Source organism: Photobacterium sp. 53610 (assembly GCF_036409375.1).
Classification (GTDB): Bacteria; Pseudomonadota; Gammaproteobacteria; order Enterobacterales; family Vibrionaceae; genus Photobacterium.
In genome coordinates this window covers 539,064-556,055 of record NZ_JAXOFS010000001.1, presented here as the reverse complement: position 1 = coordinate 556,055, position 16,992 = coordinate 539,064, and the positions used below count along the sequence as shown (strand labels likewise).

The 16,992-nt window shown below is 42.1% G+C and carries 26 protein-coding genes; all 26 read right to left on the bottom strand.

Features of this window, described 5'->3' with window-relative positions; translation table 11 throughout:
* Positions 1 to 17: 17 nt before the first annotated feature.
* Entirely contained in the window at positions 18 to 431 is a 414-nt protein-coding gene (locus SPK40_RS02635; protein WP_330959322.1) for a DUF6559 family protein, read from the bottom strand.
* Between the two features lie 123 nt (positions 432 to 554).
* Positions 555 to 1,037 (bottom strand): PaaI family thioesterase, encoded by a 483-nt coding sequence (locus SPK40_RS02630; RefSeq protein ID WP_330959321.1) that lies wholly within the window; start codon positions 1,035 to 1,037, stop codon positions 555 to 557.
* Positions 1,038 to 1,180: 143 nt separating this feature from the next.
* Positions 1,181 to 1,885, bottom strand: coding sequence for an aspartate/glutamate racemase family protein (locus SPK40_RS02625; RefSeq protein WP_330959320.1), 705 nt, complete (start codon positions 1,883 to 1,885; stop codon positions 1,181 to 1,183).
* Between the two features lie 133 nt (positions 1,886 to 2,018).
* Positions 2,019 to 2,669 (bottom strand): glutathione S-transferase family protein, encoded by a 651-nt coding sequence (locus tag SPK40_RS02620; protein WP_330959319.1) that lies wholly within the window; start codon positions 2,667 to 2,669, stop codon positions 2,019 to 2,021.
* A gap of 151 nt (positions 2,670 to 2,820) precedes the next feature.
* Positions 2,821 to 3,240, bottom strand: a complete 420-nt coding sequence (locus tag SPK40_RS02615) for a DUF6174 domain-containing protein (RefSeq protein ID WP_330959318.1) — start codon at positions 3,238 to 3,240, stop codon at positions 2,821 to 2,823.
* A 142-nt stretch (positions 3,241 to 3,382) separates the two neighbouring features.
* Positions 3,383 to 3,877 (bottom strand): GNAT family N-acetyltransferase, encoded by a 495-nt coding sequence (locus SPK40_RS02610; RefSeq protein WP_330959317.1) that lies wholly within the window; start codon positions 3,875 to 3,877, stop codon positions 3,383 to 3,385.
* Between the two features lie 52 nt (positions 3,878 to 3,929).
* Positions 3,930 to 4,217 (bottom strand): contact-dependent growth inhibition system immunity protein, encoded by a 288-nt coding sequence (locus SPK40_RS02605; protein WP_248140546.1) that lies wholly within the window; start codon positions 4,215 to 4,217, stop codon positions 3,930 to 3,932.
* A gap of 104 nt (positions 4,218 to 4,321) precedes the next feature.
* On the bottom strand, positions 4,322 to 4,690 hold the full coding sequence (locus SPK40_RS02600; RefSeq protein ID WP_330959316.1) for a hypothetical protein: 369 nt from the start codon (positions 4,688 to 4,690) through the stop codon (positions 4,322 to 4,324).
* Between the two features lie 85 nt (positions 4,691 to 4,775).
* Positions 4,776 to 5,333, bottom strand: coding sequence for an SRPBCC domain-containing protein (locus tag SPK40_RS02595; RefSeq protein ID WP_330959315.1), 558 nt, complete (start codon positions 5,331 to 5,333; stop codon positions 4,776 to 4,778).
* A 65-nt stretch (positions 5,334 to 5,398) separates the two neighbouring features.
* Entirely contained in the window at positions 5,399 to 5,770 is a 372-nt protein-coding gene (locus tag SPK40_RS02590) for an MmcQ/YjbR family DNA-binding protein (RefSeq protein WP_330959314.1), read from the bottom strand.
* A gap of 137 nt (positions 5,771 to 5,907) precedes the next feature.
* On the bottom strand, positions 5,908 to 6,318 hold the full coding sequence (locus tag SPK40_RS02585; RefSeq protein WP_330959313.1) for an LIC_13387 family protein: 411 nt from the start codon (positions 6,316 to 6,318) through the stop codon (positions 5,908 to 5,910).
* Between the two features lie 216 nt (positions 6,319 to 6,534).
* Positions 6,535 to 7,095, bottom strand: a complete 561-nt coding sequence (locus SPK40_RS02580; protein WP_330959312.1) for a hypothetical protein — start codon at positions 7,093 to 7,095, stop codon at positions 6,535 to 6,537.
* Positions 7,096 to 7,335: 240 nt separating this feature from the next.
* Complete coding sequence (locus SPK40_RS02575; RefSeq protein ID WP_330959311.1) at positions 7,336 to 7,644, bottom strand: hypothetical protein; 309 nt, start codon at positions 7,642 to 7,644, stop codon at positions 7,336 to 7,338.
* A gap of 227 nt (positions 7,645 to 7,871) precedes the next feature.
* On the bottom strand, positions 7,872 to 8,771 hold the full coding sequence (locus SPK40_RS02570) for an MBL fold metallo-hydrolase (RefSeq protein WP_330959310.1): 900 nt from the start codon (positions 8,769 to 8,771) through the stop codon (positions 7,872 to 7,874).
* A gap of 146 nt (positions 8,772 to 8,917) precedes the next feature.
* On the bottom strand, positions 8,918 to 9,280 hold the full coding sequence (locus tag SPK40_RS02565; protein ID WP_330959309.1) for a hypothetical protein: 363 nt from the start codon (positions 9,278 to 9,280) through the stop codon (positions 8,918 to 8,920).
* A gap of 177 nt (positions 9,281 to 9,457) precedes the next feature.
* The gene (locus SPK40_RS02560) at positions 9,458 to 9,919 is read right to left on the bottom strand and encodes a hypothetical protein (protein WP_330959308.1); all 462 of its coding nucleotides are present in this window, start codon (positions 9,917 to 9,919) and stop codon (positions 9,458 to 9,460) included.
* Positions 9,920 to 10,054: 135 nt separating this feature from the next.
* Positions 10,055 to 10,519 (bottom strand): GNAT family N-acetyltransferase, encoded by a 465-nt coding sequence (locus SPK40_RS02555; protein ID WP_330959307.1) that lies wholly within the window; start codon positions 10,517 to 10,519, stop codon positions 10,055 to 10,057.
* 137 nt (positions 10,520 to 10,656) lie between these two features.
* Positions 10,657 to 10,950: a DUF7684 family protein gene (locus SPK40_RS02550; protein WP_330959306.1), complete on the bottom strand. Its 294-nt coding sequence runs from the start codon at positions 10,948 to 10,950 to the stop codon at positions 10,657 to 10,659.
* Between the two features lie 103 nt (positions 10,951 to 11,053).
* Positions 11,054 to 11,473 (bottom strand): GNAT family N-acetyltransferase, encoded by a 420-nt coding sequence (locus SPK40_RS02545; protein WP_330959305.1) that lies wholly within the window; start codon positions 11,471 to 11,473, stop codon positions 11,054 to 11,056.
* A gap of 86 nt (positions 11,474 to 11,559) precedes the next feature.
* Positions 11,560 to 12,030, bottom strand: coding sequence for a hypothetical protein (locus SPK40_RS02540; protein ID WP_330959304.1), 471 nt, complete (start codon positions 12,028 to 12,030; stop codon positions 11,560 to 11,562).
* 127 nt (positions 12,031 to 12,157) lie between these two features.
* On the bottom strand, positions 12,158 to 12,745 hold the full coding sequence (locus SPK40_RS02535) for a hypothetical protein (RefSeq protein WP_248140563.1): 588 nt from the start codon (positions 12,743 to 12,745) through the stop codon (positions 12,158 to 12,160).
* Between the two features lie 137 nt (positions 12,746 to 12,882).
* The gene (locus SPK40_RS02530) at positions 12,883 to 13,392 is read right to left on the bottom strand and encodes a GNAT family N-acetyltransferase (RefSeq protein WP_330959303.1); all 510 of its coding nucleotides are present in this window, start codon (positions 13,390 to 13,392) and stop codon (positions 12,883 to 12,885) included.
* A 144-nt stretch (positions 13,393 to 13,536) separates the two neighbouring features.
* Positions 13,537 to 14,004: a DUF6650 family protein gene (locus SPK40_RS02525; protein WP_330959302.1), complete on the bottom strand. Its 468-nt coding sequence runs from the start codon at positions 14,002 to 14,004 to the stop codon at positions 13,537 to 13,539.
* 90 nt (positions 14,005 to 14,094) lie between these two features.
* Positions 14,095 to 14,709: an immunity protein Imm33 domain-containing protein gene (locus SPK40_RS02520; protein WP_330959301.1), complete on the bottom strand. Its 615-nt coding sequence runs from the start codon at positions 14,707 to 14,709 to the stop codon at positions 14,095 to 14,097.
* Positions 14,710 to 14,872: 163 nt separating this feature from the next.
* Positions 14,873 to 15,394, bottom strand: a complete 522-nt coding sequence (locus SPK40_RS02515; protein WP_330959300.1) for a phage baseplate protein — start codon at positions 15,392 to 15,394, stop codon at positions 14,873 to 14,875.
* Positions 15,395 to 16,056: 662 nt separating this feature from the next.
* Positions 16,057 to 16,890, bottom strand: coding sequence for a toll/interleukin-1 receptor domain-containing protein (locus SPK40_RS02510; protein WP_330959299.1), 834 nt, complete (start codon positions 16,888 to 16,890; stop codon positions 16,057 to 16,059).
* Positions 16,891 to 16,992: the final 102 nt, after the last annotated feature.

Below are 16,992 nucleotides of genomic sequence, written 5' to 3'. Positions count from 1 at the left end.
CTGTTGTGGGATTGGTCTTAATCACCGCCGCCAGAACAACCACCACCACCAAAATCTCCGCCACCATCATAACTGCCGCCATCATAACTGCCACCAGAACCATATTCGGTTTCCAGTGAGCTAAAGGTAAATTCTGATTGTCCACCAAAGACAACTTCAGAAATTTCTCGTCTCATTTGGTGATAATCATGATTTGTATCAGTTGAATGACAGATTTGAGAGAACTCCCGGGGAGAACAATACATGGCATAAGCGTAGTAGTCATTGGGTGTGATATTTCCACTTGAATGACGTAACCTCTGCCTGATTAAGGCCCGATCAACCTGAGATTTGGAATAATGTTTCTTTTTACCGTATCGCTTCTTTAAATCTCGAGGCAATCTTTTTGCGTAGCTTTTTATTTTCCTGTTTTTTATAAACCGTCCAAACATGGCGAATCCTTCTACAGTCAAACCTTTCTGTTAAACATTCAGTGAAGATGAAAAGCACGCACAAGCCAAGCGCCTGTAATGTGTCATAAGCATCTCCTCCTTCAAGACGAAGTCAATTGAAATCTAACTGACATTCTCGAACCAACGATTTGATACTTTGACAGCAGTCACCTGCCCCTGACAACAAAGTTCATTCTCTGAGTAAAGGTCACAACTTAACGTCATCTTATGCTCACTCAGACTTTCAATCACAGCAACTAATTCAACCTCTTGGTCAATTCGTACGGGTTTAAAATAGTTCACTTCCAATTTTCCTGTCGCATACCACACAGCTTCTCCACTGCCAATCTCCCGGTTGAGTTGCTGATACCCTTTCGCAATTGCCGTGCATATACAATGGCAATCAATAATGGTTGAAATAATCCCGCCATTTAAGAACTGCGTAGGGCCCGCGCTGTGGTGTGGCGCGGGAACAAACGTACAGGCCGATTTATCTTCTCCTATCCAATAACTTTTGATTTGCAAACCGAGAGTATTGTTTGGACCACAGCCAAAACAATGGTTATTGGGGACCTGATCCTGAAATGCTTTTTCACGTCTCATCATAACTCCTAAAAACGAACGCTTGGTGAAAGGCCAACACGTGACAACAAAACATAGCGCTATCAATTCGAAAACTCAATTTTGTATCGACACTACCTACTTTGCATCAACATTGCTTAGCATGAGCCGTTACCGTCATCCGCTGGTTATATTCCGCTATCTGATAAAGCGAACTCGACCCCCTGATTCGCATGAATTTCTGTTGTGTCATACAGGGTTACTTTTGTGTCGCTTTGCTGAACCAAAAGAGAAATTTCAGTACATCCTAAAATAACAGCCTCAGCGCCACGGGCATGCAGCTGATTGATGATATCTAAATATTGAATTCTGGATTGTTCACTGATGATCCCTTGACATAACTCGTTGTAAATCACGTCATGGATAAAATCTTGCTCATCTGCATCAGGAACAATAACCTGAATGCCAAATTTTTCCGTTAAACGTCCTTTGTAAAAATCTTGCGCCATTGTAAAGCGAGTGCCCAATAAACCTACTTTAGCCACATGATTCTGTTTTAATAACTGAGCCGTTGCATCAGCAATATGAAAAATAGGGATCGATATTTCAGATTCAATTTCAGGAACAACTTTGTGCATGGTATTCGTGCAAATCATCAGAAAATCAGCACCACCTGATTCCACAGACTTTGCTGCCTGAGAAAGAATTTTTGCTGTTTCAGACCAATTCCCTTCATGCTGTAGTTTTTCAATTTCCTGGAAGTTGACACTATAAAGACAGATTTTTGCTGAATGTAAACCGCCAAGTCTTGATTGCACCGCTTCATTGATCAGCCGGTAATAACTGGCCGTGGATTCCCAGCTCATTCCACCTAAAAGACCAATCGTTTTCATTTCATCTCCTATATCCTTTTCATTGTGTTCAGTGAACACCCTATACACGGCCTGTCACAGCGAAATACGTAAAAAGGACTGAGCTGTATTGACCTGCGCACAGCCAGCATGTTCGTTCATGACAAGCAACTTATCAGTGCTGTAATCTGTTCTTGTAAACAGCGAGCTGCGCTGCAAAAGCGCGCTGATATGCGGGGCGAGCCTCACCACGGGCAACATAAGCTGACAGGTTCGGATATTCCTCCAGCATGCCCGATGATTTCAGCCTCAGTAACACAGAGATCATCAGCAAGTCTCCGGCGCTGAATCCATCCTCCAGCCACGCTGCATCACCCAAAGATGCAGAAAGCTGATCCAGGCGATTGCGAATACGTTTCTCAACCAGCGGCAAACGCTCTCTGGTCCAGGGCTTGTCGCTCTCCAGCAGCCTGGCCGTTATGAGTTCAAGTATCGGCGGCTCCACGGTATTCAGCGCTGCAAACATCCACATGATCGCCCTCGCACGCGCATTGGGATTTTCCGGCAACAGACCTTCATATCGCTCGGCGATATGCAAGACGATGGCGCCAGACTCAAACAAGGTCAGATCGCCTTCCTCATAGATCGGGATCTGGCCAAAAGGATGCAGCATCAGATGTTCAGGTTCTTTCATCGCGCGTAATGATAAAAGGCGAACTTCGTAAGGTTGACCCACTTCCTCAAACGCCCAACGCACACGCGTATCACGCGCCAGCCCTTGACCACGATCGAGTGGCTGTTCAAATGCAGTGATGATGGGTGTCATGCTGCTCCTCCTGATCGATTGCCGGTAACAGACCATAGTCGAATGAGAAAAGGACAAATCGACAGACGTTCTTAATATGATGGCTTAGTATTGACCTGCTTTGTTATCACTCCACGCCCAGAGACTGACAACACATGATGTGCATTGTTACTTATTGCACAACAAAATTGAATACTTCAAACCCAGCCCCTTCACTTCCATACGATTCATTATATTGAATTGGGTAAGCGTTAATTTTGTCATATTCCACTAAAGTAATGTCGCATTCTGGTTTTGCCTTGCAATCTTTCATTCTTGTAAATAGCTCATCAATAGTTGGCGCTGTTTCTGCACTCAGCACAGCTTCAGGAGTTCCAGTTCCCGTATAATTTACATAAATAACTTCACCATCAGCGACTTGAATTTCCCAAGCGTCGCCTGCTATGGGTGTAAACCCTGTTTCTTTATACTCGAAGCTATAGGATTGAATGTTTTTGGCTTGCCATTCTTTTTGAAAAGCATCTTTGCTTGAAGTGGACGAGTTACAACCTGCAACGAATATACTGAGACAAAAAATAAAGTCTTTTTTCAAAATCGTCTCCTGATCTATAAAATATGATGGCTGTCTAAATGGTGAACTGACTTTATTACCGAACGGAACCGAAAAAACCATCAACAATATGGTTTTTTGAAATAGGAAATACCATGACTTCCAGTTTTACTCTTACTATTTTTTAAAGACACTTTTCAAAGTAATTTACGGGCATGTTCTCAAATAGCCCTGAGCCTCGGGGTTTAAATCCAAGCTGTAACAATATGTGCATTGATGGGGCATTTTCGGATTCCGTCAAAGCCCACACACTTGGACAACCCATTTGCTTTACGTAACTCAAAACTGCTGTACTGGCTTCAAATGCATACCCTTTTCCCCTCGATTGTGTCCTTATCCGATAACCGAGTTCTACGACATCGTTCCCTTGATGCTGAAATGTCTCAATCCCACAATAACCAATGAGTTCGCCTGACAGCTTTTCAACCAATGCCAATTTTCCAACACCAAATTGTTCATAAGCGGTGAGCAATTTCTGAAACCGGCATTCTGCCTGCTCATTTGTCATCGCTCCTGTGGGTGAATACACCATAAATTCAGGATTTTTTAGTAACGCAATTGTATATTCTCTGTCGGTTGGCTCAAACTGTCGGAGTAACAATCTCTTTGTTTCTATCATTCGTGCTTCCCTGCTTATCACTCACTGAAACATTGAATTATACGATGCATCACTACTGAAGTTGCGTTGCAATCAATCCTCGGATGTATTCTAACCAACGACAAACATCTTGCTCTGGCCCTGGGCCGTAGTAAGACCCCATCTCAATAAGGTCTTTTATTCCAGGTTTAGAGAGAGCTGCTGTTTCAAGTTCCATATACAAGTTAGTTGTTAATTCTTTCGTCTCCGAACTGACAAAATCACAAACAACCTCTTCCAGAGAAGCTCCATCAAGCGCATGCTGATATAAATATGCTTCTAAAAAGTAACCAAGTGAGGTTAAATGTTTTAGTCCACTCACAACAACCTTACCGAATAGATTAATTTAATATTCACAAAACGCTCCTAGCTGGGACACAAGGATACGTGTTCAGCTCGAAGGTGATGCTGTCTATGCTGCATTGGCTACTCTGAATTGTATGAACCAAATGGCCCATAGACCACCTTGCCAGAAGCAATACTTTTTTCAAAATCGCTTTGACCAGGCAGGTCACTTACATATGCTTCCCATAAGTCATTTATATGAACTGTCCAATCAGACACTTGCATCTCTTGGATTGGCTGAAGAATTTCTTCAGGGTGTAAACCATCGTCCGCCAGTTTTCGAAGCGCACTCTTCGTCGCATCAATATATGTTTCACCAGCTGCATAACAGCTTACATACGCACCACACAAATCTGGAGGCATTATCGAGTTTTCAAGTGGCTTTACATGGAAAGGAATAATGAAGACTTTCTTTGAACCTTTCTTTTCAGCAAATAGTTTCTTAAACATACTCATTCTCTGGGCACCGGCTCATTACACCCTTGTCATATACAGACAAAACACACCGGTAATCTGGCTGTCATACGTGAGCTTGTCATGCGCCATGGGCAGCTTTGCTGAGCGCGGCGATCAAACGATCAATGTTTTGCTCGTTTGCTGTGCCAGCCCTTTGTTTGACAGCTTGTGCTGTTTCGGCGTCCTCAAAAACTTGCTCCCAGATTAAATCTGTCCCCTCTTTTTCAGGCGTGAGTTCAATCGTCAGCCTGAAGTTTGGAGGGCAATCGTGATGTATGACGATTCTGGAATCTGGTACAAGCTCCTTGAAGAAACTTTCATTAAGATAGCTTTTTCCGTCAGGGCCGTGCATCACAAACTTCCACCGTCCGCCCGTCGTAAATTCAAAAATTTCAAAAGTGTTAGAAAAGCCTTCGGGGCCCCACCACGATGCCAGTAAATCAGCCGATGCAAAAGCACCATAAATTTCTTTCGGCGAAAATGGCAAAACTCTTGATGTGCGTAGTGTTCTTTCTTCAATCATGACGCTAACTCCGATATCTGTCTGTTGAATGCCACATAACAAATGACATGGGCTCCACTTCATCAGGCTTTTCACACTTTGGTCGTCTGATTCTAAGCCCTTGTCGGCCACCATGTCGCAATCTGTTATGGTATGGATTGAATCCAGCACAGTTTCTGTATCCACTGTGAGAAGCAAAGTTAAGGGTTGAGGTTCTGTATACCCAGTTCTTTTTGTTTTCGCTGACTCAAACCGAGTACCACAATACGATAAGACTCTGATAAATAATATTTTAAATCTTCATCCAATGGGCCTGAAGTTTCGACTTGTTGAATCCACTTCATGCCACGATTGGCAAAGTAAGGCGCAGGAATATACCCCTTTGACACCCGCAAGAATTCAAAGTTTAAATCCGAGGTTTTGAAGGTAAATGCAGGCTCGCCGCTTTTGCTCTGAGTTCCAATCGCGAAAACCTTCCCCCCAACTTTCCAGACATGGGAATTCCCCCACTGAACCACATACGTTGTTGCTGGGAAAGAGCGACAGAATTGATTGAATCCGTTGTGATCCATGATTGATTTCCTGATAACTCATCACGATGACATGGATTTCATCTCTTAGCGGAACTGACAGGCAAAAGAGATCATGGCATCAAAAATTGCTTTTTGGGGCGGTTGTCGATGTTTTGCCTGTGTCCACTTTAAATGAGTTACATATTGATCAGCCAAGCCGAAAACATGAAACAACAGAGCGACATGAATACGCCAATGAAAGGGATTTTAAACCAGTATTTGTAAGCTAAAATCAAATAAGCAAAGCCAACGATGACTGGTAAGACAGACAACCAAAGTGAACTTTTCACGACCTCAAAATGGTAAGTCGCGAGTGATATATAGACAGCAGCGAAAAACATAACGCCTAAGCTGTGACTGGCATTAAACCCTACCCATGCTCTCCAAACCGTCGTTTCCTTTGTTAAACGTGGTGATGTCGCTTTCATTGCCTCAGTGACTGATGCATCAAATGGCGTAAATTTTTCTGTGAAAAACGTATAAATCAAGTGAATTGTCCCGAGTAATCCCAAAATCGATAACCCAACGACGAGCAACAATTGATCCATATTTATTCCCTTCTCTGTTGAAGACGACTTTTACAGTTTCATTCGCACATATAACGTTCACGCTGTGGCGTAAACAAAGCGCAGTGTAATTTGTATCCGAAAATTCATGTTCTGATATGACTTTAAATTGACTTTCTGGCTTTGCCATGAGTGAGGACGATACACAAACTTGAAATTTCGGGATTCAATGAGTCCCGACTCATCCCCACATGCTGATTAGCCCTGCGACGTTTTCGTCGCATTAAATCTGGCCTCAGCATCTTTAAAAAGCGTCTTCACTCTGTCGACATTCCAAGGCCGCTCCATCAGCGTTTCGTGATCCCATTCGCTTCTCGGAGTCTTAGGTTCAAAAAAGTCGCCACCGTATACATGAAGCGCGCAAGTCATTTTACCAATTGGATTCAGGACTGAATGAATCACCGAACTATCCAGGATTGCAACGTCTCCGGCCCCCAGAGATTTTGCACCCACGACTTCAATCGTGTTCTCTTTTCGCTGCCAAAAAACGTTATCTTCTCTGCCGCAATAGATACCAACCACTGAAAACATCTGGTGATTATGTGGCATCAGGCTCATACATGGCGCCCAGGCAAAGTTGATAATGGTTAGATTGGGTGATCGATAGAGCGGAAAAAGGCCTGCGTGCTGAGGTTCGCCAAGCTCAGACATTATCCCGGCACCATCAGAAACGGCGTCTGATACAACCTCATTCACGGCCTCACGACCTTCAGCTATCGCTCTGATACAGTCTTCTATGAATTGCTCCTGACGAAACATGACTTAGCCTCCCTCTAGATGGCTCGGCCTGTTGTTGAAACCACGAACGCTCACATCAACTCCCGCCAAAGATTTCAAGACCATGTAAAGAGTGTAGTTCCTGGCCTGTCACTTTTTCAGGTCATGTTTTCATTCGCATTTCAACTGAACGACTTTATATGCAGACTCGTGACAAGCTGTTGAAATATCATGAAGTCTGACCGCCTGCATGATTCTAGCTCTTAACGCCAGGTCATTGATTCAGCTGACTGTTTCACTCAATGCTTTCACCCATTGTTCAGGTTCTGCAATGATGAACTCGTAAACTTGCTCACTGGATAAAGTGATTCGAATTGCATCTCTCGTGACCGGCATGATGCCGCCTCCTTTCCCGAAACACTGCACTACGGAAGCAATTTCATGCCGGCTGAATCTATAGGGGCCTAATCCCAATTGTTGGTTAAACGGTACAAAAGTAACGTCTGAATCCGTGATGGACAATTTTCCATCAGCTCGAGCCACACCAATCTGAACAGTTACTACCGAGGATTGAATGATTTTTTCGGACATAGTGCCCCCTTATTCATAATTTACGTTTGTAAACTAACGAAGCAGTAAGCTGCGACTGAATGGATGTGGCTTCAACGGGTTAGAACCTGCCTCAATCTGAGCTTGGATTGTCTTCTGATTCAGAGCCGCATTCGGCAAAATATCCGAGGCATAGGTCGTGCCTACACCCAAGAGTGCGAGTAATGAAATAAAAAATCTGCCCATATGTTTCCTTGTAATTTAACGTTTCAATCATCCGAGGTATCAGTGGTCGGCTGTATTGATTTGTTAGCACTGTCCGAATCGCTCATATCAGGCACCTCTTTAAGTTTTTCAATGGCTTGTTTTTCTTGCTGTTCTACAAACCGAAAAATACTTTCTCCATCAATAAATGCGTTTGGCGATCCGACCTTTGTTTTTCTATCTCGATTAGCAAACAAATTATTTTTATGTGGATGATTCGATAAATTAACCGTAACTGATGGGCTTTCAGCAGCCAGCTTCTTGATTCGAGCCATACTCGCCAAAAACGTCTTTGCGAGGTGCGGCTTTTGAAAATTCGCTCCGTGTCCCCCCACGACAAATGCCCGATAACGCTGACCATTATCTTTCACCATAAAGTCGATAGACAGATCGCCCTCTGTATGCCCTGGCGTAATATAGAAATTGAACTCAGTATCACCGACCACAATCTTGGAGCTGTCTTGGGCGAACGATTTTACATCTGGGGGCAAGAATTTATTATTGCCACTACTTTTATTTGCTTGCTCTCTGGCTAACTCAAGTCCTTTCTTCGTCATGATCACTTTGGAACCATACATAGACTGGAGATACTCTGCGCCCCCAACATGGTCGGAATGCCCATGAGTGACGAAGATATGGGTTACTGGCTTATCCTCTAATCCCAGCTTTTTAAGGTTGGCGGGTATCCACTTGCTATATGGAAAATCAAGAGAGTCTATAATGACCAGCCCGGATGATGTGTCGACAGCATACGACGATACCCACTTATCACCGACGTAGTACAAGTTTTCAAACATTTTAAAAGGCTCAACATACCCATTTTCGTCACTCATTTCTGGCGCTTCTACATTTGCCAATGCTTTTAACGAAATGAAAAGGAATACAACAACCATCAGTTTATTCATGTAATTTCCAAAATTGCGAACGCTTCGATAAGGGATGAGCAATGCAATACCGAAGCCTCTGCATACCACCTTAAACACAAAACGCAACACATAGTAAAAATGCCACGCATTGCGAATCTCTCTTAAACAGTTTGTAAGGCATACAACTACCATTTCAACAATTCAAGGTTGAGTTCTTTAACGTATTTATTGTAAGGGGCAGTTAAACCATCCACCAATGCAGTCATTTCAGCGTTGGTAACATACTTTCCATATGACCCATGATCCTTAACCGAAGGGATGTCCAGCCAAATCTTATCAAATTCATCAACCATAAATTGAATTGTAGTACCTTCACTGTCAGTGAAACCGATAAAGTTATTAGGACATTGTGCTACGTCTACAAGATATCCATAAATTTCCCCAGTACCTATTTCTATTGGAGACTGGGCGCTTACGTTCTCTTTAGTTTGGGCTATTGAGAAAAACACTCTTTGGTATCCATTTTCTCCAAAAATTTTTTGAGCCACTTTTCCTCCTTAGGAACGTAAAAGATTAAAATACAAACTCATGGCACCTCAGGATGCCTAACGCCGCATTAAGGTGTGAGCAACGCTACCACCTGACCTAAACTATTGCACCGTAAACACGAAACCCAACTTTGAACTGGAAATGCCAAGCGTTGGGAATCTGCCTTAAACGCTTTGTTATGCATATTCCCACTTATCACCTAGAAAATCGCCCTTGGCATCCCACGCAAGAAAATTACTTTGTAATTTAGAGAACTCGCTAAACAAAATGCCCAGCCGATTCAGATCTCTAGGTTCAAGTTGTATACAAAACTCTGATATGTGTTTGTAGGGTAAGGGAGCATTATTGCAGAACCTAATTTGAAGAGCACATTGCCCTCGAGGGCTTACCATAAATGCCCTCAGACGAAAATAATGCGCAAAGTTATCCTCTTTCCTTTCCGAACCTATTTCATACAGAAAAACGTCTTTTGAATGACGCGGGAAAACCTCTAGACCTTTAGCGATTTTCATCAAGTCAGAGGCATTATTATAGAGTTCAAACCTTGTATTCTGCATACCATTTGAAACATCCCACAAAAGTTGCAGATGGTATGGCTCTTCATAAGGAATTCTTTCTATTTTTACGCAATATTCCATTTTTATCCTTATATGCATAACGCCGCGTTAAGTTGTGAGCAACGCTACCACCTAACCTAAACCATTACACCTTAAACACAAAACTCAATTTAAACTGAGAATGCCATGCGTTTCGAATCTGCCTTAAACGCTTTGTTAGGTGTATTTTTCCATAACAAAGTTTCTTAGTTTTTGACCACGGATTTCCATTTCTTGGGCTTGAACTACTTTAAAACCGAAGTGTTCGTAAAATGGGCGAGCAGTAATACTGACTTCAGAAAAATAACGTTTTATACCCCGCGAGTTGCCAACTTTAAAAACATGATTCATTAAAGCTTTACCTACACCTTTGCCTTGAGACTCATGGTGACAAAAGAAATGGTCTATAAGCCCACTAGCTTGCAAATCTGTGTAGCCAACAATGACACCGTCTATTTCAGCAACAAACGGAGACAACCCTTTCATCCGTTTTTCCCAGACTGACGAATCTAGACGTTCTGGAGCCCAAGCTTCGACTTGAGCTTGAGAATAGTCACGAATATTAATATTCCGAATTGTATAAAAGTGAATATCCCATGATGCTTTGGCATCTTCTACGCTGTAATTTCTAATTGTAATCATCGTGCTTACTCCATAATACACCTAACGCCGCGTACAACGGCAATTTGTGAGTCGTGGTTTTGTGGGTTACTTTTGCGCAGCAAAACCACGACTCACAAACTGTCCAGCGCACGAATTACGCGAGTTGCTACGCTTTGTTAGAGCCTTATTATTTCAACTTCATTGCTGCCATTTTCTATAAACCAAACCTTGGCCAAGTTTAGTACTTCTTCAAGTGATTCATCTTCATGACTAGTTGTGGTTATGTGATGCTCGTTGACTGCACGTGTGGGATCTGTGATAAATAAATCCATTGCCATCTCCCACTCAGAACAATACTTACCAAACGCACAAAAAAGCACAATTTCCCTACTGAAAAGATCAGCCAAAAGATATTCATATGCTTCAGAATATTTTTCGTCAGTGACGAGTACTACTTTTTTGGGCTTCACGATTCCTTTGCTCTAACGCCGCGTTAAGGCGTGACGTGATGCGTGCCATACTGTGAGCAAAGCGAAACTGGCACGCGTTGCGGAATCGCTCTTGAACGCTTTGTTATGTGAATGTTTTCTCATAACTAACATAGTGCGTATTTACAGGTAAATAACCACACGCTTCGTAAAATTGACTCGCACTTAGAGTATCTGTAAATAAGGTTACTTTCGTGAAATACTTAGACGCGTGTTTCTCAAGAAATTCGAGCAACTCGCGCCCAACACCCAAACGACGACTGCACTTACTTACATAGAATCGACGCAACCGTGCGGAACTGTCTTGACGATTAATACCACCAATAGCTACCAACTTGCCATCGACCCTAACAGTAACAAGGGTTTCACCATACTTATTAAACTGATTTACTCCGCTTGCAAAATCATTTTGAAGTCGGACTAAAAAGCGAAAACCCTCTGATTCGCTTTCTGTTATCAGAGTTTCAATATCACTTGGTAACTTTTCTACTTTCTCGATCTTCATAAATTCACATAACGCCAAAAGCAGCGGTCGAGCGTAGCGAGGTCCAGCCCATGCGCTTTTTGTATGGGCGATTGTGCTTGGCTTTGTTATACGCCTTCACAAGTAACTCCCATACAATTTCCGATAGTTTTTGTAGATATGTCTATTTGGCAGTTTTGGCTAACAGAGTTTTCAATCTGAATCATCACTGGTCTGATTTTATCAATTTCAGATTGGAGAGGACGGCGATTGATATCAATGTATGTATGCCGAAACTCAGCTATGCCTTTGTAGTTGGTTCGAAAATAGTAATTTCCGTTTAAACCATTGTAGGTGTAGAGAAACCTATCAATAATTTCTGGTTGCTGTACACCACCGAAAGTTAATTCTCGACTGCCTTCCTCTGTCCGGTGCTCTACATCAGAAACACCAGCAACTAATTTTGTCGCCTCTACCATACATTCAATAGGAAGCCTTACAGCGCCAACTGGGGAGTATCGAGAAACACCGTATATAGTGTCGCAGCCCCCTAAAATAAATACGCTAAAAGCTGTAAGTAGTAATTTTGCTTCTCTCATGATCCGAACTCGTATTTCGCATAACGCAGCCATATGGGGCGCGAAAAAGCTTGGCTAAAATTAGCGACGAAGGAGCGAAGCCAAGCTTTTTGCGTCCCATTCATAATGGCTTTGTTATACGCAAATATCACTGAACTTGTATTTTTACAGACTCACGAACAAACTTTGAAGAAGCACCCTGTAATGCCATAAACTCTTTCATTTCTTCAAGTTGGTCTTTGCCAAACGCTAAAACACCTGCTTTTTTTGATGCTGGAATTCTTAGCTCACTGGTAACAACATACGCAGTAATTCCATCAACAACCACTCGCTGGTCGGTAAAGGTGCCATATGGGTTGCCGTGCTGATTCGCGCACATGATTCTTCCGACGGATGTTTTGTGACCACTAACATCAATTTCTTGAGGGCCGTTAAACAAAACATCCGTACAACTTTGCTTGGATAGAGAGAACATTTGCTTTTGAAATGACTCTGCCGAAGTTTTAGACCCTAGCGTTAACATTTGTTCGGTGATTATCCATTTGGATGTTATTGGGCTTTCACCTTCCGGCACCCACTCTTTTATGTATTGAGAGTTATCAGCACGATCCGACACAACCGACCATTTAACATTATGAGGCAACTCGACATTAACGCTGGTAACGCTACTACTAGGCGAAGTTGAAGCACAAGAAGCAAGGAAAGCAGTTCCCATTGCCATTAAGAATTTACGCATTGTTATCTCCTTTTTGCGTATAACGCCCAATTAAGGTGTGAGGCACGCAATACCGATGCTTCCGCATACCACCTTAACCACTAAAACCAACGCATAATAAAAATGCCACGCGTGCCGAATCACTCTTAAATTGTTTGTTATAAAGCGGACTCTACGTTAAATGCTTTTTCTAACCACATCGAGCTAATGTACTGTCCATGTTTCTTTGCATAGTCATTGAAAACACCGACCTCTCTGAAACCAAACCGTTTATGTAATGCAACTGATGCGTCGTTTGGTAATGCAACACCCGACAATACACGATGGACACCATAAGCACTAATTGATGAGAACAACTGAGTATATAGTTTAGAACCTAAACCTTTCCCCTTAGCTTCTTGTGCCAGATAAACGGTAACTTCTACGGTGTCGTCAAAAGCTGAAATTGCTCTGTACTGTTGGGAACATGCAAAACCTAGTAATACGCCGTTTTCTATAGCCACATATAGTTGATATTTGGTCGTGCTAGAGAACTGAGAAAACCATTCCTGACGATTTTCCAGAGTAAATGGAACTTCTTCAAAGCGTGCATTTGTGTGCTCAATATAAAAATTAAAGATATCTGTGATATCAGCAACATCTTCAAGTTTACCTGTTCTAATTTCCACGAAATATCCTTTTTCTTCGAGCTTTATAACGCTGCGTTAAGGGGTGAACAACGCTACCGCCTAACCTAAACCATTGTGCCGTAAACACTAAAACCGAATCAAACCCAAAATGCCAAGCGTTGCGAATCTGTCTTAAACGCTTTGTTATGCCACTCTGAAAGGTATTATTGCAGCTAATTCATCTTCGACATCAAGACCATAAGAAACTGACAATGCACCGACTGTTTTACCCGCTACTTTTCGTAACTTAGATAACTCAGAGTTTAGGATAGAACGCTGAACTGGTTGCGGCTCTAAAGAAATGTTGACTGAACCTACCTCATTGCAAAATGCTCTACATGCGCTTCGAAACGCTCTAACCGATTTGATTAGCTCTTTATCAGTATCGAAATCTTCTAAAAACTTCGTTAAACGCTCGCGTATACTTTCTACAGAGCGTCTAGCGTAACTGATACCCTCTCTGTCCTCTTCGTAGAAAAGAACTCGCCTATCTTCAAGATAGATTATCAGCTTACGTACTTGATCTTTTTCTGTGTTGTCAGGGTTCCAAGAGACACCGAATATGGGTGTACTTATTCCATTAACCCTACCTAAAATTGATTTGTAATCCATATTTTCCTCTGTGTGGCATAACGCCGCCAGCAGGGGCAGACAAAGCGCGCAGCGGTTTGGCTGTCCCTCTGGCTGGCTTTGTTATCTGTTTTAGTCATTTAGTTCTACGAAATTGCAGTGTTCATCTTTTGCGAAAGCAACTCCCGGCTCTCGGTCTAGTAAAGCAAGAATACTGTCATCTTCACGAAGCACCGCACCTAACGAAACATACGATGTGTTATCTGAATCATCCATGTACTCATCTGTCTCGTCGCCAGCGGTAAACCTCCAACCACTATCATCATCGTAATCTGGTTCTTCACGATATAGGTAACCAACTGGTCTCCCTTCATAAAAGATATTGTTCGTTACGAAGCAACGCTTGATGTATTTCTCGGTTATTGAAGGAACTGGATCATCTAGGTCTGTATCAATGATATGGCATTCAGTAAATTCAATTAGATCTTTATGTTTGAGATCCTTTATATATGCCGGGTCATTGTCTAAGTAACCTGAGAACACCCCATCCTTAACATCGGTAATTTCTACCCACATTCTTTCTGCTTTAGGAGCTTCGGGATCATCAGATTCAAACTCAAATATCAACTTAGCCTGATTCCCAACTTGCAACTGTGACACAACTTCACTTGATGGTTTATAAAAGGTATACGGAAACTCGTCTGCAATCTTCTGAGCATCTTCCAATTTCCAGCTTCTATTTTTCACGATCTCTCCGTTCATGATTACAGATAACGCCACGTTAAGGCGTGAGTAACGCAACACAGAAGTTTCCGCATTGCGCTTTAAACACTTTACTCAACGCAAAGCAAAACTGCCACGCGTTACGAATCGCTCTTGAACGTTTTGTTATGTATCAATTACAGTATCGCTATAACTTACGGCAATAAAGAAGTGCTAAATAAGGTTGCATATTATTGTGAGGCTTTCCATTTCCTGTCGAATCGGTGTCATATTTCTGATATTTGCCACCATTTCTATCCCAAAACGGGTCACTATCTCCCCCTTTCCAATTCAATTGCCCCCAAGGTACACGATCAGCTTTATGTGCATGGGGAGGTAATTCATTCACAGTCAATGTGTGTGACTCCTCACCGCCAACATCTCCTAAAGATCTCTGTTCAAGTCCACTTCCTTTACCAACACCAACAATTACGCGCCCTGATAGTTCTTTATAGTCTTGCCAACCTTTTGGACATTCACGGGAATAGAAAGCCACTACAGCCCCTTGAGGAAGCCTGAACTCTTCACTATTTTGTTCTTGCGAGCTTTCTAACACCTCTACTCTTTCTTTTAAGCCAGCATAACTATGTTCAGAGTTGGTTACCCAACTCCCAACCCCAAATGCAAATCCAACCAAACCTAATACTGCACCTATTGCGCCCCAGTTCATGCACACTACCCCTTCAGATCAAATTTCATCTAGAGTATAGCCAATACACGATTGTTAGAATAAATGGTACATAACGCCGCATTAAGGGGTGAACAACGCATTCCACCCGAACTAACCCATTGTGCCGTAAACACTAAAGTTAATTCAAACCAAAACTGCCAAGCGTTGTGAATCCCTCTTGAATGCTTTGTTAGTTGCCAAGCCTAAAGCTTTGATTTGAAGCCAATGACTGCTTTACCAACTATGCTTTTATGTATTTTGAAAAACTAAAATCAAGCGTAGTTTCAAAGCGACTGTCACTGAAACCACTTGGAACTCAAAGCGCCGCAGAAAACGAACCAACAACGCCAAAAAGCTCTTATAGACAGACAATGCCACCGAGCTGACTTTCAACAAATAAATCGGTTTCTGAAACAGAAAATTCAACCACAAAAGAAACCTGAGAACGATTTTCACAAACCCGAACGATTCAAAATTGAAGTACGAAACCCCACCAAAAGCACACTGACTTTAACTCTAAACATTCTGCTTTAGGTACGTTTTTTCTCGTTGGCAACTAACGCCGCATTAAGGTGTGAGCGGCGCTTGGCTATACTTGAGCGAAGCGAAAATGCCAAGCGTTGCGAATCACTCTTAAATGCTTTGTTATAAGCGAACTCACGTTAACTGAGAACCTTATCCAAACGGTTACAAACTCGGTCTCGTTTCCTTTCCCAGGTTGAAAAACTAAGCTTATTTGTGATATTGAACGTTTTTTCAATTTTTTCTTTAAATGAGTTCAGTTTCATTGCATCGGTCAAGACCATACCTTGGGTTAGTGGTAGTACGCCTTTTATGTCGGAGTATGATAGTGGTGGTACAACAAGAGGGATATGCTCTTTCGATAGCACCCAAGCAGCACCCATTTCGCACATGCAGACTGGGCTAGCGTAAAAGTTTTTAGATAGAACAAACAAAACCATTGAGTCTGATGACAACTCATTTTTGATAGCATCGAGAAAATTTTCACCAAGCTCAATTCCGTACCCTTCAAACGAGGTACAAAATATTTGATTAGATTCAACCCCAATTGCTTCAAGCAGCTCAATAATTTCCTCGACAACTTCAGCATCTTTTGAAGCGTGACTAATGAATAATTTATTGATACTTGACTCAGTTTCAACAAACTCTTCTGAAAGTGATAGAGGGGTTTCTTCCTCTAACTCTTGAATATATTCTTCTATGGAGCCTATCAACATTTTAAAGTCACGACGGAAACAACGTAAATGATCCGAAGAGTAGTCACTAGAACTTGTAATTACGAACACTCTATAATGGAATAGCAATGCATCGAAGTGCTCAAACTCAGTAGACTCTTTTCCGAACACCTTTATAAATGTTCTTTCTACCAAGTTCTTCCATTGTTTAAAGTCTGGATCACTACTGCTTTCGACTTTTACCATTTCGGATTTTTCGATAAGCTTCTTTAGCTGTCTAATTTTTTCTTGATTATTCATTTTTCTTCCTAGCTTATAACGCCCTGTTAAGGTGTGAGCAACGCAATACCGAAGCTCCCGCATACCACCTTAAACACAAAACGCAACGCATAGCAAAAATGC

Excerpts from the sequence above, each read along its gene's own strand:
- SPK40_RS02525 (WP_330959302.1), bottom strand. The coding sequence starts at position 14,004 with ATGGATTACAAATCAATTTTAGGTAGGGTTAATGGAATAAGTACACCC.
- SPK40_RS02535 (WP_248140563.1), bottom strand. The coding sequence starts at position 12,745 with ATGCGTAAATTCTTAATGGCAATGGGAACTGCTTTCCTTGCTTCTTGT.
- SPK40_RS02600 (WP_330959316.1), bottom strand. The coding sequence starts at position 4,690 with ATGTTTAAGAAACTATTTGCTGAAAAGAAAGGTTCAAAGAAAGTCTTC.
- SPK40_RS02595 (WP_330959315.1), bottom strand. The coding sequence starts at position 5,333 with ATGGTGGCCGACAAGGGCTTAGAATCAGACGACCAAAGTGTGAAAAGC.
- SPK40_RS02560 (WP_330959308.1), bottom strand. The coding sequence starts at position 9,919 with ATGGAATATTGCGTAAAAATAGAAAGAATTCCTTATGAAGAGCCATAC.
- SPK40_RS02580 (WP_330959312.1), bottom strand. The coding sequence starts at position 7,095 with ATGTTTCGTCAGGAGCAATTCATAGAAGACTGTATCAGAGCGATAGCT.
- SPK40_RS02575 (WP_330959311.1), bottom strand. The coding sequence starts at position 7,644 with ATGTCCGAAAAAATCATTCAATCCTCGGTAGTAACTGTTCAGATTGGT.
- SPK40_RS02625 (WP_330959320.1), bottom strand. The coding sequence starts at position 1,885 with ATGAAAACGATTGGTCTTTTAGGTGGAATGAGCTGGGAATCCACGGCC.
- SPK40_RS02570 (WP_330959310.1), bottom strand. The coding sequence starts at position 8,771 with ATGAATAAACTGATGGTTGTTGTATTCCTTTTCATTTCGTTAAAAGCA.
- SPK40_RS02540 (WP_330959304.1), bottom strand. The coding sequence starts at position 12,030 with ATGAGAGAAGCAAAATTACTACTTACAGCTTTTAGCGTATTTATTTTA.
- SPK40_RS02610 (WP_330959317.1), bottom strand. The coding sequence starts at position 3,877 with ATGATAGAAACAAAGAGATTGTTACTCCGACAGTTTGAGCCAACCGAC.
- SPK40_RS02620 (WP_330959319.1), bottom strand. The coding sequence starts at position 2,669 with ATGACACCCATCATCACTGCATTTGAACAGCCACTCGATCGTGGTCAA.
- SPK40_RS02545 (WP_330959305.1), bottom strand. The coding sequence starts at position 11,473 with ATGAAGATCGAGAAAGTAGAAAAGTTACCAAGTGATATTGAAACTCTG.
- SPK40_RS02515 (WP_330959300.1), bottom strand. The coding sequence starts at position 15,394 with ATGAACTGGGGCGCAATAGGTGCAGTATTAGGTTTGGTTGGATTTGCA.
- SPK40_RS02635 (WP_330959322.1), bottom strand. The coding sequence starts at position 431 with ATGTTTGGACGGTTTATAAAAAACAGGAAAATAAAAAGCTACGCAAAA.
- SPK40_RS02590 (WP_330959314.1), bottom strand. The coding sequence starts at position 5,770 with ATGGATCACAACGGATTCAATCAATTCTGTCGCTCTTTCCCAGCAACA.
- SPK40_RS02555 (WP_330959307.1), bottom strand. The coding sequence starts at position 10,519 with ATGATTACAATTAGAAATTACAGCGTAGAAGATGCCAAAGCATCATGG.
- SPK40_RS02510 (WP_330959299.1), bottom strand. The coding sequence starts at position 16,890 with ATGAATAATCAAGAAAAAATTAGACAGCTAAAGAAGCTTATCGAAAAA.
- SPK40_RS02630 (WP_330959321.1), bottom strand. The coding sequence starts at position 1,037 with ATGATGAGACGTGAAAAAGCATTTCAGGATCAGGTCCCCAATAACCAT.
- SPK40_RS02585 (WP_330959313.1), bottom strand. The coding sequence starts at position 6,318 with ATGGATCAATTGTTGCTCGTCGTTGGGTTATCGATTTTGGGATTACTC.